This is a genomic window from Thermosporothrix hazakensis (assembly GCF_003253565.1).
GTDB classification, from domain to species: Bacteria; Chloroflexota; Ktedonobacteria; order Ktedonobacterales; family Ktedonobacteraceae; genus Thermosporothrix; species Thermosporothrix hazakensis.
The window spans coordinates 58,288-73,356 of sequence record NZ_QKUF01000007.1 but is presented as its reverse complement, the minus strand read 5'-3'; the positions used below and the strand labels follow the sequence as shown (position 1 = coordinate 73,356).

Below are 15,069 nucleotides of genomic sequence, written 5' to 3'. Positions count from 1 at the left end.
CTTTTCGGGATATCCACTACTATGAACGTCTACCCTGTCAACTTTTTTCTCACCAACCTGAGTATTGCACACACGTCCTGACTATACGCAACCCCAGAAGAAATGGAAGCATTCACGTGCCGTCATAAAAGAGACGAACTACAAAACGTGCTGCTTCAGCAGCAGGAAAAAACGCTCCATCACCCTGATTGCCTGTGCCACATCCTCAATACATACCGATTCGGCGGGATGATGACTGATACCACCCAGACAGCGCACAAACAGCATCGCGATATCCGTGCATCGACTCATAATCATCGCATCGTGGCCCGCACCGCTCGGTAGAGCACAGGGCATACCTCCCACCTGATCTATAGCCTGCTCAAGCAGTTGCATCAGCCAGGGCGTACAGGGAATAGTCGGCGTCTCCTGCATCTCCTCACGCGCTACCTGAATTCCGCGCCGGGTGCAGATCTGTATTGCCTCCTCAAAGAGCTTCTGATCAGCCTCGCGCCGAATCGCATCTACCTGATGCCGCACATCCAGACTGAGCGACACCCGCCCGGGAATTACATTGATGGCCCCGGGACTCACCTGGAGCTGACCCACCGTCGCCACCAATCCCTCAACCGTACCTGCGTAGCGCTCAACGGCCAGCACAAACTCAGCAGCCGCACACAGTGCATCCCGACGCAAAGCCATTGGTTGTGTCCCGGCATGATTGGCCTCGCCTTCAAACACCAACTTACAGCGACTCAACCCGGTAATAGCAGTCACAACCCCGACTGGAAGTCCCTTCGCCTCAAGTACAGGTCCTTGCTCAATATGCACCTCACAGTACCCCAGCCAATCATCATACCGTTTCTGCTCACTACAATGAAAAATAAGTGCCTCAGGCTTGCCCCCGAAATGTCGAATAGCCTCAATCAGTGGAATACCTTGCTCATCCGTCAAATAGAGAATCGACTTCTCAAGCGATCCTGTCAACGCCTTACTTCCCAGAAAAGGATAGTGATAGCGTAACCCTTCTTCATCAGCAAACCCGATGATCTCAAGAGCAAACGGAAGCCGCTCGCGTCGATCATGTAATAGCTCAATGCCAGCCAGCGCCACCAGCACCCCGAGTACTCCGTCATACTTTCCCGCATCACGAACAGTGTCAAGATGCGAGCCAAGCAGAAACACCTTCTCGCTGCTCCCCTGTCCCTCATATCTGCCGATGATATTTCCCGCGTGATCCTGCCGGGTCGCCATCCCTGCCTGACGCATCCAGGTCTCAACCAGCCGATTGACCTCCTTCATGGGATGTGAAGCAAAACGTCGGGTCAGGCGGCCATGCTCTTCACTATAGCCTGCAAGCACATCACAACGTTCCATTACGGTGCGAGCAACGTCTGCGATTTCCATATCATTTTCTCCCGGATCCTGAAGGGCCACAAACGTTCATCAACTGAAAACGCCGATCCTGTTCACCGTTAATACGAGATCCTGCCCAAATAGATGCTCTCTGTCTCAGTATAGCATAGCTGATGACAGCACCTCTTGTTTCCTCTGAGCCACAAAAAAAAACGAGCAGCAAGCCATCTTCTGGCAGTGCCGCTCATCCCCTTTCTTCCGCTAAGGTGTCGATTCGCCGGGGGCACGCGCGAGAAAATCATCAACGGAGAGATCAGGGGGCCATAACACCTTATCAATCACATGGATGACCCCATTATCTGCCTGAACATCAAGCTCGATCACGTCCACGCCTTCCACTCGCAGTTCATCCTCAACCCCAAAATCGACGCGTAACAAATGGTCGGAGAGCGTTTGTAGCTGCATCTCTTCCACCCGGTTCTCTCCACTGGCCTGCATACTGCTCTCCCAGGCCTCACGCATCTCGCCTACCGACAATCTCAATGGTACAATATGGAACTTCAACAGCTCGGTAAGCTTGCTATTTTCGCGCAAGAGATCAAACACGTTCAATGGTAAATCCTCAAACGCTTTATCATAGGGGGCAAAAAGGGTAACAGGCTGATCTCCCTGTAAGATATATTCCAGCCCTGTCGCTCGAATCAGCGTGTCCAGTGCAGTAAAGGTCACAGGATAGCTCTTCTCCTGCAAGACGTTCTCTATATTGCTCATAGCTTTTCCCTTCTGTCAGCAGTGAGAGTTTGACAAGAGACTCTGCTACACCTAGCACGCTTCCTTTCAATGAAAAGTGACTCTGGCAACGCAAGAGAGACTTGCAGGCTTCCCCGAAGGGCAGCTTTTTCAGGGGAGCGGGAGAAAGCAGCTTGAAGGACATGGGAAGCGCCACCAGCATCACTGGTTCCACGATGGCACTGGTATCTCCTTTGTCGCCCGCGTGAGCAGCGCTCGAACCTCATCATCAGAGGTCTGAGCAAAGTTCTCATACCAGAGCCCGACGCCAAAAAAAGGCTCCGGCCGACGCACACAGACCATCTCATCCACTTCCTCAGCAAGTTCAGCGCACGTCGAAGGTGCGGCCACGGGCACCGCTACAACCACCCGTTGTGGTTGCTTCTGCCTCACAGCCCTGACCGCCGCCCGCATAGTTGCGCCGGTCGCCAGACCATCATCAATCAGAATCACCGTTTTACCACGGAGCACCGGCATTGGACGATTATCACGATACTCCTGTGTTCTGCGTTCCAGTTCTCGCTGTTCCCTCTCGGTGGCCTGTTCAATCGTGTTCTCAGGAATACCAAGCGTTCCGATCACCCCGGCATTTAACACGCGGATGCCTCCGCTGGCGATTGCGCCCATAGCCAGCTCTTCATGGCCAGGAGCCCCGAGCTTGCGTACAAGAAACACATCCAGGGGAGCATGCAACGCCCGAGCAACCTCATACGCAACAGGCACACCACCACGAGGAAGCGCCAGCACCAGCACATCCCGGCGGTTTGCATACTGCATCAGATGAGTTGCAAGCGTTTGTCCTGCTTCCTGACGATCTTTATAGCGTCCTTCCACCATTGCCGCACCTCCTTTCCTTAGCCTGCAAGATAACGCTGAAACCACGTACGCGCCAGAGCCGCGACCTGTTCCAGTGCTCCGGGCTCTTCAAACAGATGGGTGGCGCCCTCAACCACGTCCAGTTGCTTCTCAACCTGTAGCACATCATATGCCTGACGATTGAGTTCCAGAACCTGCGGATCTCGTAAGCCAACGATCAACAACGTAGGAGCTTTTACCTTTTTCAATGCAGCACCCGCCAGATCGGGCCTACCTCCACGAGATACCACCGCCTTCACCAGTAGTGGATGTTGACTGGCCGCGACCAGTGCGGCGGCAGCGCCTGTACTGGCCCCAAAGTAGCCAAGCGAGAACTGCGCCGTTTTCTCGTTGACACTCAGCCACTCGCTTGCCCTTCCGACACGTTCACTCAACAAATGAATGTCGAAGCGGAGCGCCGCTGTCACTTGATCCTGCACCTCTTCATCCCGTGTCAAAAGATCCATCAGCAGTGTGGCAATTCCCGCCTCCTGAAGCACCTGCGCGACATACAGGTTACGCCGGCTAAAGCGACTGCTGCCACTGCCATGCGCAAACAGAACAATCCCCTGAGCGCCCTCCGGTATAGCGAGCGTTCCATCAAGGGTAATCACATCATTGATCGGGATTTGACATTCCTGCTTCTGTACATCAGTCATAATTCTGGCCTTCCTTTCTCGGGAAGGACGTTAAAGCTCAGGTATTTCGCCCTCGTTCTGGACATCAAACAGCCGAGCAATATCGTTCGGTAACTGTGCCTTGAGATGGTCCAGTTGCCCGATCGTAATGGCTTCCGCGAGGACAGCACAGACCACACGAGTATGTCTGGTTGCCTCCTGCAAACCGACGTCCTCGCGCTGGCTCACACGTTGAAAGAACTCATCAAGTGAGAAACGCTCGGCCTCACCACCTGGCCGTGAGCTCCGCATAGAGTCCGCGATCTCTGGTGGCAATTGAGCGGACAAGTTCTGACATTCCTCTGCGGTCAGATGCTCCGAAAGCGTCTCCACAGTGGCCTGAATCGCGTTTTTCGCTTCGACACGAGAGCCAATCTCTGCCCTCTTCATTACTTTGCTGATTATTTCATCAGCTTTCACGGTATCCCTCCTGTTCCTTTGAAAACCTTGCATCTCAGTCCTCTATACCTCACGTTTCGTCAGCAGGGAAAGTGACGAGCAGGAAAAGCGGGAGCCATCCAGAGAGGTCACAGCGTTCGCCCAAAAGAAAAAAACGGCTTCTCAATTCTGGCCTGAGAAGCCGATGCTACATCATCGTGTAGAAAAAAATCAGGGAAGGCGGTTCTCTTCCCTGCTGCGTTGTTCCTATTCCAGAATAAAGCTTCCTGAAAGCTCGCGCCGTAAGGCCGCCTTCTCTTCCTCGTTAATCGGCTGTTTCTGTGCCGACCCCTTCCATACAGACATAGGGCTGGTTGTCTGTGCGGCAAACTCATCTATCATAATTTCCTCCAGGAAAGAGGATTCCTTTTTCTGCTCGTTGCCTTCATCTTTCCCGGTTTCTTGCGCTTGTGGTTGCTGTGTCTCTTCGGACACGACAGGTGTTACATTGTATTCAGTCAATGGAGCCGTAGCTTGCGGTGTCAGCGTATCCACGCGCAAAGCGAAACGTGTTCCACAGATGTCAATGTAGACGCCACGTCCCTCTTTTAATTCCTGAATCTGAAGGCGTAATTCGCGGTTCTCTGCCTCTAATGCCTCCATCACCTTTTGTTGCTGGATAATGGATTGCATAAGAAGCTCAAAGCTGTTACCTCCCATAAAAAGTCCCTCCAAGAATTCTTTCGATCATAAATACCCCACTTACCGAGTTGTCCATTCCATAGAACTGAGAACAACGCTTCCCTGATAGAGACGTATCAATACATGCTACAGTAACATAGAGCAAACCTTTAGTACTGAAAAGAGTGTAAAAAGTCTTCAACCCGTGATCTTTAGTCTTCTCTATTGCTGCATTTCTTCTGATTGGCCTATTCTCTCTTTGTATGGTAGCAGCGCCGCTATCAACACACAGTGAACCGGCTCACATTCATCTGCCTGACCTTCCTCAAAGTGCGAAAAAAAGTGAGCCATCGTCTTGATGGCCCACTCTCAGGATACACATGTAACGCTTTTATTAGTCCCAGCTCTCAACACCCACATCGAGCCCCTGAGCCTCCAGCCAGCGCTCGACATCAATCGCGGCCTTACATCCTTCTCCTGCGGCAGTGATTGCCTGACGATAACGATGATCAGTAACATCACCCGCCACAAACACACCAGGAATGTTGGTCATTGTATGCTCAACCGGGATAATATACCCGTGCTCATCCATCGTAATGATGTCTTTGAACAGCGAGGTATTCGGCTGATGGCCGATAGCGACAAAAACGCCCTGTGTTGCCAGTTCCTGTTCTTTGCCGGTCTTCACGTTGCGCAATTTCACCGCTTCCACAGACTGCTCACCCAGAATATCAACGACCTCTGAATCCATCACGCATGTAATCTTCGGATTCTTCAGGACACGTTCCTGCATGATCTTACTGGCCCGGAAGGTATCACGCCGATGGATCAGCGTCACAGTATTGGCATAGCGCGTCAGGAAGCTTGCCTCCTCCATCGCGGTATCACCACCACCGACAACAACCACATCCTTGCCCTTGAAGAAGAAGCCATCACAGGTTGCACAGGCAGAGATGCCACGACCCTGCAAACGCTTCTCAGCGGGCAATTCCAGCCATTTTGCACTCGCGCCCGTCGCAATAATGACGGTCTGGCCGAAGTACTCGCCGAAATCGGTGGTCACTTTAAAGGGACGCTCGCTGAAATCGACAGCAGTGACATCCTCAGGGAGCAACTCCGCCCCGAAGCGTTGCGCCTGCTTCTCGAATTTCTCCATCATCTCCGGCCCAAGAATACCATTCTCAAAGCCGGGGTAATTCTCTACTTCACTGGTCAACATCAACTGTCCGCCAGCCTGGTAGCCCTGCAACACCAGCACCGACAGATTGGAACGAGCAGCATAAATTGCAGCCGTGTAGCCTGCCGGTCCAGAACCAATTATGATCGTGCCGTAAATCTTTGACATGTATCGTTATCCTCGTTCACTTGTTAGCTTGCTCTGCTATTATTAACATCCACCACCCGGGTTTTATGCCCTGTGCACATACTGCCAGCCACTATTCGACCTGGAGAGCAAGACATCAGGAAGTATCTCCCGGATATTGTATGCATATCGCATGTCTATTGCAGGGATTATACACCCTTTTCAGACTGAGAACCAGAACGCCACCGCTCCAACACCGCGAGAGTATCGATAACCAATTGTTCCAGCGGAGCCAGCGGCACATACTCATCAAAGGTGTGCTCATTGACAACGCCGGTAGAGACCGTAAACGCACGAATCTCCGGACGGAACCCGCTCGTATCGCTGCCGATAAAAGTTGGCCGCAGGCGCAACGTCTCACCACGTGCGGCGAGTACAGAACGGTACACCTGTAACAACGGCTCATTCTCATCTACATGATATCCCTGTGAGTGCGGGCTGAAGGCCACGGTTGCCTGACCACCCATCTCGCGGGCCGCCTGTTCAAAAGCGGCTTCAAGTTCACGCATATACTGTTGCCTGACCGCAAGCGGCTCAAAGCTGCGTAGCTCCCCTTCAATCCGCACCTCGGCGGGAATCGCGTTGCGAGACACACCACCTGTAATCTTCCCGATGGAGATCCGTGTGCGGTCATCAGCCAATGAGCCATGTGGATAGCGTGCCCGATGAAAGATCTCGATCGCGTTCACGGTCCGTGAAAGATCCTTCCCGGGATGCCCGGTCCGCCCGGTTAACACGATATCGAAGGCCTCGTAAGCTGCGCCCTCAGAAACCACAACCCCCGCCTCATAGGCATTATCAAATACCAGACCATCCCGCACATTCCAGGGACGCGATTTCAAGCGCGCTGCCCCACATAGCCCAGCCTCTTCCTGTACGGTAAAGGCCAGCACCAGCGGGGGATGAGGGATCCGCTGCTCCGCCAGACGGCGCACCACTTCAAGGATAATGGTAATCCCGGCAGCATCATCGGCTCCCAGATTGGTTTTTCCGTCGCTGTAGAGCACTCCGTCACGTAGCACTGGTTCATGACCGAGTCCAGGCGGCACCCGATCCATATGTGCATTCAGCATCAAAGCCGGGCCTTCTCCCGGTATGGTCGCAATCAGATTACCAACCTCGTCAACCTCAAACGCTATACCCAGGTGTTCCAGACGCTTCTGAAGATAGGCGCGAACATGATCTTCGTGCCCGGAGGTACTTGGTAAGCGCACAATTTCAACCAGAGTTGTGAAGAGTTCCCTGGAATACATCTTTTCTCTCCTTTACAGTAAAACTGTTTCTACCATAAAAGTTGTGCCAGCACACCCGGCTTGATTATAACAAATAGGCCAGAAAAGTTACCTGATTGTTTCTCGTTCACTGTTCAGCTATAATACAGCGCAAGGGAATACACGTGATGCGGCATTCTCGTCAGCTTTCAGCTAGCACCACTACATGTGGAGGGGGATTTATCGTGCATGTCTCGTAGTTCTACGGAGATCATGGGTACACCAAGTGAGCTTTTCTACTGGATTCCTGGTGAAATGATATTGGTGGCCCGTTTACCGGGTTTACCTATTGATGACTCCACAGACGCCCTTGTTGAACAGATCCGTTTACAACTCAATACCTTTCTCTCACAATATCAGCTTACATTGGAGCTCTATGGCACAGCAGGACGCTGGCGGACAACCCCTACGCTTCCACCGATTCGCCGCCGCTCCTTTATCTTTGGCCTTCACCGCAAGCAACCGCTGTTGGCGATCTTCTTTCATGTAAGCCACACTGATGCCAGCATCAGCGACCCCGTTCCTATGACCATCTCTTACATTCAATCACGGCTGGACTATTTTTCACAACAGGGCTTACACATCGTCTCCGCAATGCCTCACTGGTTGGTGACAACTGCCACCCATTTCTATGGCGAGGGGGGGCCGGCATTTCCTCCCCAACCAACACCAACCCTGGCCGCGCCGTCTCCGAACAATGCACTGGCTGGCTGGCGTGTTAAATTGTTACATCAGCATTTTCCGGTAGATACCCGAGGCGCCGAAGATGTACAGGTTGCGATTCTTGATACCGCGCTGCATCCTGATCGTATCCTGACCGCCGCCAGTCGTCCAGAATTGCGCCGGAACTGGCTGCTTCAGCGTCTTGCCTCCGATCTGCGGCAGAATGATGGCTCTTTTGTGGTTGAATATGACCGTTATGCTCCGACAAACGATGTTCGGACCGGACGCGATATCTACAACGATACTCGCTATTACCCAATGCCCGATCATGGCATCTCGCTGGCTGGCCTGGTTCGCGATGTCGCGCCTCGAGCCCGCATCCGGCTGATTCGCGTGCTGAATGATTACGGGGGTGGAGATCTCTATAGCCTGATCGCGGCTCTCAGCGACCTTGAACGTGAGCTTGTCACAGGCACCACACGCCGCCTGGTTATCAACCTCAGCCTGACAATCATGCCTGATATCCGTCGCCTTCCCTATATCTGGCTCGATCATCGCGACTGGCCTACCACTCAGCTTTCAGGCATCACACGCATTCTAGACCATATTGAAGCTGGCCTACGCCTTCTCTGTGAAAGCCTCTATTCTCATGGAGCACTGCTTGTGGCAGCAGCGGGTAATGATTCGGTCGAGGCGGTCAAACAGGGATTGCCACCTCGTCCGCCGCGTGCTCCTGCTCGCTTCGACTCGACACTGAGTGTAACGTCTGTCAACAGTAATTTTACTCCGGCACTCTACGCAAACGCCGCCAACATTGCCCCTTCGGATACCGGGGTTGCAACCTTTGGGGGGGATCTCTATGGCTCTACCGATAAGCAGGGACTCCCCGACGCAGTTCGTGGTGTATATATTTCGCCCACTTATCCAAATGGAGAAATGAATACATCCGGGTGGGCGGATTGGAGCGGTACATCCTTTGCCGCGGCGATCATTACCGGCCTGGGCGCTCATTTGCTGTCTCAGGGATGGTCGGCCTCAAACTCCATGCTTCGTTTAACCGGTGGGCAAGAGTTTACCAGTGAGCGTCTTTTTGGCATGCCACCAGAAGCCCCGAGCTTGCTCGGGAATATTATTCGAGTGCAACAGCGTTTTGGTTTATGAGGAGCGTCTGCTTGACGCTTCATTTTGTGCAGTATATAATACGGCTAAATAACGCTGTAGATACTGTCCAGTATATCTAGAATCAAGTTCAGGGTTTTCACAACCCTCAGTGAAGAGGTGAATACATGATTGAGCAGAACCAGCAAACGGCGACAGAGGAACAGGTTATCACAATGACCCCTGCCGCAGTCGAGAAAGTCTCGGAACTCCTCCAGCAGGAAAATGATCCCAGCCTTGGCCTGCGCATTTTTGTCGCTGGTGGTGGTTGCTCTGGCCTCCAATATGGTATGACTCTTGATGAAGAGCAAGAAGGCGATACCGTTATCCCGGTCAATGATTTCAAAGTCTTCATTGATGAGATGAGCATTACCTATATCAGCGGTAGCGAAGTAGACTATGTTGACAGCCTGATGGGCGCAGGCTTCACCGTGAATAACCCGAATGCGGTTTCTACCTGTGGTTGCGGCCACTCGTTCCGCACCGCAAACGGTGGTGGTGAGGCTCGCAGCTGCGCTTGCGGTCACTAATCCCGTAACCAAACAGGCATTAGCAGCCCCTCGGGGCTGAGTCTGGATCATACCTGAAAGGTTCCTCCCTGTTGCATTATCGACATGGGAAGGGACCTTTTTTGTTTTTTTCCAGTATTCTCATTTCACAAGGAGTGTGTGCTGATGAGTAGTCGCATTGCCCATCGTCCCCGTTTTCGGGCTCTTCCACCGCAAGCCTTTACGCGTTTCCCCGCTCAGGCATACAAAAAATACTATCTGGCACGCTGGACGTATCGCCCACAGCACTCAACCTATGAAAAGCATCCTCTAGGTTATGGATTGACCCGTATCCCCTACGGGATCAAGCACCTTTTCTTGTTCTCCCGATAAGCTAAAAGGGAAAAAGAGAGATGCCGGAACTATTTGTCCGGCATCTCAACAGTGTTTGCAAGGCCTTCTATGCTTAGTGGCCCTCTTCTTCCCCTTCAGACACAACCGTTTCCGGGGCCTTCATCATCCGTTGCACCAGATCGGGCATATCTTTTGCGAACTTGGAATTCGCAATGACTTTCAACGCTCCCGCCTGTAATGCCTTTGCCCGGGCCTCCAGATCCATATGTGAGCCGAAAGCCAGAACAGGAACATTCTGCGCCCGGGCGGCTCGGATGGCAGCTTCCCAGTCAACCCGTTGAATCGCGATATCCACAATTGCCAGTGCAGGCTTGTCCTGCTCAAGCCGCTGCTCAAATGCGGTCAGCGTGCGCGCAATCTGAGCATCAATCTCGTGATGGCGCAAGGTATCACGAATTTTCACGGAGAAGAACAGATCATTCTCCAGCGCCACTACTTTTACTGTCACAGACGGTCCTCTTCTAGTCTTCGGTACGCTCGTAGACCGGGCGTCGGAACCGATCCCCCAGTTCCTGATTCAAGATATCCAGATTCATATACAGTTCGGGAGTCAGCACATGATGCGTGCCGGTGCAGTACTCCTTCGCACACTTCTTAAAATGGCTGGTCTCCATGATGAGGTTATTATCCTCAACCGTAATCCAGATGCGTTTACGCGAGTAGCCATCACCCCATTTGAGGATCAGACCATCTTTATATTCATCAAAGCGACCCTGTCCATAGAGAAAGTCGCGGTTGAACATCTCAAGAATTTGACGTACACGGCTCACATGCACCACGCGCTCCACTTCCGGGCGCATTTTGGTTGTCGCCTCTTCCGCAAGGTCTTCCTCGGGAATAGTAAGCTGCCGTGAAGTCTGCTGTTCTTCGCGGATCATCTGTTGAATCATTCGGGCCTCTTCATCCGAGAGACTATGACTTTGTCCCAGGATAGACGCTCTTCTTCTCCGCTGTTGTTCCTCAGGATAATCGGCAGGTGCCACGATTCATCTCCTTTTTTCACCTGACAATATTTATGCTCGTTCTCTTACTGTACCACGCGCCCTCCCACTTTTTCCATAGCGCATCAACGTTTCTGCCAGATCCGTTCCACGATGGGAAGAGCTTTCATTGTCACACAGAAGACATCTGGATTGGTCATCATCTTCCACGTTTCAAAACCATAGCTGGTATCAAACGAGTGCAATAAAAGTGCAGTCAGGTTGCCATGCGAGACAAGCAGCGTGCTCTGTGCAGGAGTCGCCAGCGCCTCCTGAACAACGGCCCGCGCACGCTTCTGCGCTGCTCGCCCACTTTCGCCACCCTCAAAACAGAGATCCACATCCACAAAGCTCTGGCGTAAACATTCAAGCCAGTTCTCCAGCGGGCCAGCGCTTAGCACCCGCTCTTTCAGCCGCTCATCCAGCTCAATCTCAAGCCCAAGCTCCCGGGCCAGGGGAGCAATTGAGTCAACCGCCCGCTTATACGGACTGGAGATAATACGCTCAATAGATGCCTGTTGCAGCAAAAAAGCGGCCAGTTCCTCTGCTTGCTCTTTGCCACGTACCGATAAAGGAGCCTCAGGTGCCTGTCCAAGCGCCTCACAATGGCGCACAATATAGATTACTTTTTCCATTGGTTATTTTCCTGTATATCAGAAAAAACGAATTCTTGATACCTTACAGCCAGATACGGCCTTGCTGGCAGCCTACCATGCCTCTACGCCCCATTACAAGCCGGGACAAACTGAGTCCATGAGAGAATAGACAAGCTTGACAATATCCTGACTGACATCTAAAATTATGACTACATAGTCATCATGAACGAACTCATTGTATGAGAAAACACAGCACGGGCAGGAGCCTCAAAAACCGGACCCCCAGGAAGGACAGAGCATGCAGCATACATCCACCTCTCACCGTTCTCTGAAAGAGAAACAGCGTCAGGAACGGGAGCGACTCATCCTTGCGGCAGCCGAAGAGGTTTTCACACAGAAAGGCTACCATGAAGCCTCTGTTGATGAGATCGCTGCTCGCGTTGGCATCGCAAAAGGAACCATCTACCTCCACTTCTCAAGTAAAGAGGAAATCCTTGCTGCCATTTTCGCACGAAGCATGCAGAAGATCCTCTCAGATATTGATTTGACTCTCGATGCCGATACCACACCTCAGGCCAAGCTAGAGGCAATTCTCCTTCAATTTTATACTGGCTTCTATAGCCGACAAATGCAGCTTCTGTATGCAATATTCCATAGCCCGGACTCGAAACGTATTCTAATGGAGAAGAACGAGGGCAACAAGACATTACAAGAGACATGGAGAGCGCTGGCCGATCGGATCGCGAAGGTGCTGGAGGAGGGAAAAGCAAACGGCAGCGTTGATAAAGATACCCCAACAAACATTATGGTCAGTGTTTTCTTCAGCCTGACTTCGCCCCGCAGCTATGAGCGCCTGATTGTCGAAGATCATATGACCCCGGAAGAGGTCGCAAGATACCTCGCTCGCGTCTACTTCAAGGGAGTTGCCGCCCAGGGCTCATAGTATCAAACCCCCCGCAAAAATGGGGACCCGTTTTGAACGAGTCCCACATGGCGCTTATTCGCCTCGCGAGCGCAATTTGTATACCTTAATGGCAACCTGTAAGGTCAGCCAGTTTTTCCGCTCCTGTAAATCAATGCTGCAAAGGGATTGAAGCCGCTCCAGACGCTGAATTAACGTATTACGATGCACATATAAACGTTCCGCGGTTCTGGTCAAGTTCCCCGCACATTCGAGATAGGTTTCGAGCGTATCCAGTAGATCGGTGTTCTTGCGCTTATCGTACGTATCAATTTGCGCAATCTGTTCCTGAAACACATCACGCAAATTATCCATATAGGCAATCTTATATAGATAACGATACACACCGAGGTCATTAAAATGGGTGACACAGAAATGCTCGCGCTGCATACTATCCTGCTCATGATGCAGGCTTGTCCCGATTTGTAGCGCTTCCTGCGCCTCCATAAACCCCTGACGATAATCGGGGATGGTACGACAGGCATTCCCAATACCGATACTCAACACTATCCGATACTCACTATAGAGCTGATACGCCAGATCTTGCAGCCAGCGTTTTAAGCGACCGCCGCTCACATCCTTATGCAATGCAATCAGGAACGTCAGCACATTCTCCTGCTCATAAAATACCGAGCCCGGGAAACTATCCTGCACACGCCGCCACACCATACTGTTAATGCTCTTATACGTCGTCTGGGGCGTGCCCCCCGAGGCGAAGCGCTTTTCCTCTCCTGAACGGCCACTATCAGCAGGCCGCTCCTCCTGGCGCGTGATTTCGACCATCAGCACAGCATGTGGCTTGCTGAGATCGCAACCGAGAAAACGCGCCCGTTGCCGCAGCGAATCTTCCAATTCTAGCCGCCCCTGCATCAGATCCTCAAAGAACCCCTTAACCATGTTCTTCTGCGCAAGCTGATTCATCAAATAACTATTCTTAATCGCCATCGCGACCTGATTGGCAATCGTGGTCAGCAGGGTTTGATCTTCCGACGTAAAGCGACGCGATTTGCTGCTGTAGCAGTTAATCAGACCCAGTTGTTCCGCTCCAGCAATCAGAGGTGCGGAGATCAACGCTTTATATTTCGAGCCACGTAACGGGTTTAGCTGCCCAAAAGAGCCGCCCTCAACCTCCTCCTCTTCTTCCAACGGGGGAACCAGTAGCTCAGGGTTCTGTAATTCGCGTAGCTGCTCCAGTGTATGCCGATCTACGTTGATTGTCTGCATGCGTGCGTGTTCGTTCAGGTTCGGAGCCGTGGCATGCACGGTTAACCGTCGAGCATTGCGCACTCCTTCCCCATCCCGGGTTTGATCCATCAGCATAATCACGCAGAGATCAACTTCCATAATCTGGACGGTCAGAGTGGCAAGCGAGCGAAGCATATCATCTAAATAGAGACCAGAACTGATTGTCTGGCTTAAGACCGAGAGAGAGGTTAAAATACTGAGCTTTCGCTGTGTACTCTCATAGAGTTGCGCGTTCTCTATCGCACTGGCAACCAGGGCAGCGATATTACTGATAAAGCTGCGATGCTGCTTGGTAAATTCATGAGGAGCTACCGCCTGGAGCGTGATGACACCTGTCAACCGATTATCTTTGCCAATAATCGGCACACTAAGAATAGACTGAAACTGCTCTTCATGTAATTCAGGAATATAATGAAAACGTGGATCAGAAAGCGCCTCTTCGCGTAGATAGATCGGCTTACGATGAAGCGCCGCCCACCCCGTGATTCCTTCACCAAGCGCGATCGTAATCCGGCCTACCAGAGATTGATAGTGCTCCGTTGCACTGGCTAACACCAGTCGCTCTTTATCACTGTCATACAGATAAATAGATGCGACATCACAGGAGGTTGCACGCATTACCGCATCCAATAAACGGCGCAGCACCTCATCCATTTTGAGCGTGGACCCAACCGTAGAGATCACTTCATTGAGAAGCGCGTTCTCCTGGGACCGTAGCTCAAGCATTTTCTGTAACCTGCTATTCTCCTGACGCAGACGCTCAAGAGTTTTCTCCACAGGTTCAGCAGAAGAAGGCAGTTGATTTGAACCGGCCCTGGATGACATGAAACCTCCCTTACCTTAAAACAAAGCTATATGGACAAGCAAAAACAGTGCACCTGCAAAAAGAAGGAGGGAAAGTATACGATCAATTCTCTTTTTTGCGCAATCGATTACAAAGGTACCCCTTTCCCTTCCATCAATTGCTGCTACAAATGAACGCAATTATGGACATTCCATACATAATTGCGCATGAGCTATTGTACTCTTTTTCCGCCTACCCGTCCAGTGGAAAGCGCCCTCATGCCATAGCAAAACTCGACAAAAAACCTCCACATAAGATATACTGTAGTATCGTTTCTTCTCCTCAATGCATAACTTCTCTTTCTACAATGCGAGTAGGCTGCTCGCCAAATAATGACAGTCTATTCATGAATCCCCGTATCTTCGTGCAAT

16 protein-coding genes are annotated in these 15,069 nt (G+C 51.8%); 4 read left to right on the top strand and 12 right to left on the bottom strand.

What is annotated here, in order from left to right:
- Nucleotides 1–138: 138 nt before the first annotated feature.
- The 8 genes from EI42_RS12265 to EI42_RS12230 all read right to left on the bottom strand — a co-directional run bounded on the left by EI42_RS12265 (nt 139) and on the right by EI42_RS12230 (nt 7,331).
- Nucleotides 139–1,386, bottom strand: a complete 1,248-nt coding sequence (locus EI42_RS12265) for an allantoate amidohydrolase (RefSeq protein WP_111322290.1) — start codon at nt 1,384–1,386, stop codon at nt 139–141.
- A gap of 210 nt (nt 1,387–1,596) precedes the next feature.
- The gene (locus EI42_RS12260) at nt 1,597–2,106 is read right to left on the bottom strand and encodes a fasciclin domain-containing protein (protein ID WP_111322288.1); all 510 of its coding nucleotides are present in this window, start codon (nt 2,104–2,106) and stop codon (nt 1,597–1,599) included.
- Between the two features lie 180 nt (nt 2,107–2,286).
- Nucleotides 2,287–2,961: a phosphoribosyltransferase gene (locus tag EI42_RS12255; RefSeq protein WP_111322286.1), complete on the bottom strand. Its 675-nt coding sequence runs from the start codon at nt 2,959–2,961 to the stop codon at nt 2,287–2,289.
- 17 nt (nt 2,962–2,978) lie between these two features.
- Nucleotides 2,979–3,638 carry a dienelactone hydrolase family protein gene (locus EI42_RS12250; protein WP_111322284.1) on the bottom strand — a complete coding sequence of 220 codons (660 nt, stop codon included), beginning with the start codon at nt 3,636–3,638 and terminating at the stop codon, nt 2,979–2,981.
- A 30-nt stretch (nt 3,639–3,668) separates the two neighbouring features.
- Nucleotides 3,669–4,076 (bottom strand): DUF2267 domain-containing protein, encoded by a 408-nt coding sequence (locus tag EI42_RS12245; protein WP_170142571.1) that lies wholly within the window; start codon nt 4,074–4,076, stop codon nt 3,669–3,671.
- Nucleotides 4,077–4,301: 225 nt separating this feature from the next.
- The gene (locus EI42_RS12240) at nt 4,302–4,754 is read right to left on the bottom strand and encodes a hypothetical protein (protein WP_111322280.1); all 453 of its coding nucleotides are present in this window, start codon (nt 4,752–4,754) and stop codon (nt 4,302–4,304) included.
- A gap of 355 nt (nt 4,755–5,109) precedes the next feature.
- Nucleotides 5,110–6,060, bottom strand: a complete 951-nt coding sequence (gene trxB, locus EI42_RS12235) for a thioredoxin-disulfide reductase (protein ID WP_111322278.1) — start codon at nt 6,058–6,060, stop codon at nt 5,110–5,112.
- Nucleotides 6,061–6,227: 167 nt separating this feature from the next.
- Entirely contained in the window at nt 6,228–7,331 is a 1,104-nt protein-coding gene (locus EI42_RS12230) for a M20/M25/M40 family metallo-hydrolase (RefSeq protein ID WP_111322276.1), read from the bottom strand.
- Nucleotides 7,332–7,562: 231 nt separating this feature from the next.
- Between EI42_RS12230 and EI42_RS12225 the strand changes: the two genes are divergently transcribed.
- From EI42_RS12225 to EI42_RS12215, 3 genes are all read left to right on the top strand, one after another.
- Complete coding sequence (locus tag EI42_RS12225) at nt 7,563–9,173, top strand: S8 family serine peptidase (protein ID WP_170142570.1); 1,611 nt, start codon at nt 7,563–7,565, stop codon at nt 9,171–9,173.
- 125 nt (nt 9,174–9,298) lie between these two features.
- A complete protein-coding gene (erpA, locus tag EI42_RS12220) occupies nt 9,299–9,700 on the top strand; it encodes an iron-sulfur cluster insertion protein ErpA (RefSeq protein ID WP_111322272.1) in 402 nt (133 codons plus the stop codon).
- A gap of 144 nt (nt 9,701–9,844) precedes the next feature.
- On the top strand, nt 9,845–10,051 hold the full coding sequence (locus EI42_RS12215; protein ID WP_111322270.1) for a hypothetical protein: 207 nt from the start codon (nt 9,845–9,847) through the stop codon (nt 10,049–10,051).
- Nucleotides 10,052–10,124: 73 nt separating this feature from the next.
- Here the strand turns inward: EI42_RS12215 and EI42_RS12210 are convergent, their stop codons facing one another.
- The 3 genes from EI42_RS12210 to EI42_RS12200 all read right to left on the bottom strand — a co-directional run bounded on the left by EI42_RS12210 (nt 10,125) and on the right by EI42_RS12200 (nt 11,687).
- Nucleotides 10,125–10,520 (bottom strand): PleD family two-component system response regulator, encoded by a 396-nt coding sequence (locus tag EI42_RS12210; protein ID WP_170142569.1) that lies wholly within the window; start codon nt 10,518–10,520, stop codon nt 10,125–10,127.
- Between the two features lie 13 nt (nt 10,521–10,533).
- Nucleotides 10,534–11,055 carry a hypothetical protein gene (locus tag EI42_RS12205; RefSeq protein WP_111322266.1) on the bottom strand — a complete coding sequence of 174 codons (522 nt, stop codon included), beginning with the start codon at nt 11,053–11,055 and terminating at the stop codon, nt 10,534–10,536.
- Nucleotides 11,056–11,138: 83 nt separating this feature from the next.
- The gene (locus tag EI42_RS12200; RefSeq protein ID WP_111322264.1) at nt 11,139–11,687 is read right to left on the bottom strand and encodes a histidine phosphatase family protein; all 549 of its coding nucleotides are present in this window, start codon (nt 11,685–11,687) and stop codon (nt 11,139–11,141) included.
- Nucleotides 11,688–11,946: 259 nt separating this feature from the next.
- Between EI42_RS12200 and EI42_RS12195 the strand changes: the two genes are divergently transcribed.
- Complete coding sequence (locus EI42_RS12195; protein ID WP_111322262.1) at nt 11,947–12,591, top strand: TetR/AcrR family transcriptional regulator; 645 nt, start codon at nt 11,947–11,949, stop codon at nt 12,589–12,591.
- Nucleotides 12,592–12,645: 54 nt separating this feature from the next.
- On the opposite strand, the gene EI42_RS12190 is transcribed toward EI42_RS12195, so the two are convergent.
- Nucleotides 12,646–14,679 carry a GAF domain-containing protein gene (locus tag EI42_RS12190; RefSeq protein ID WP_111322260.1) on the bottom strand — a complete coding sequence of 678 codons (2,034 nt, stop codon included), beginning with the start codon at nt 14,677–14,679 and terminating at the stop codon, nt 12,646–12,648.
- Nucleotides 14,680–15,069: the final 390 nt, after the last annotated feature.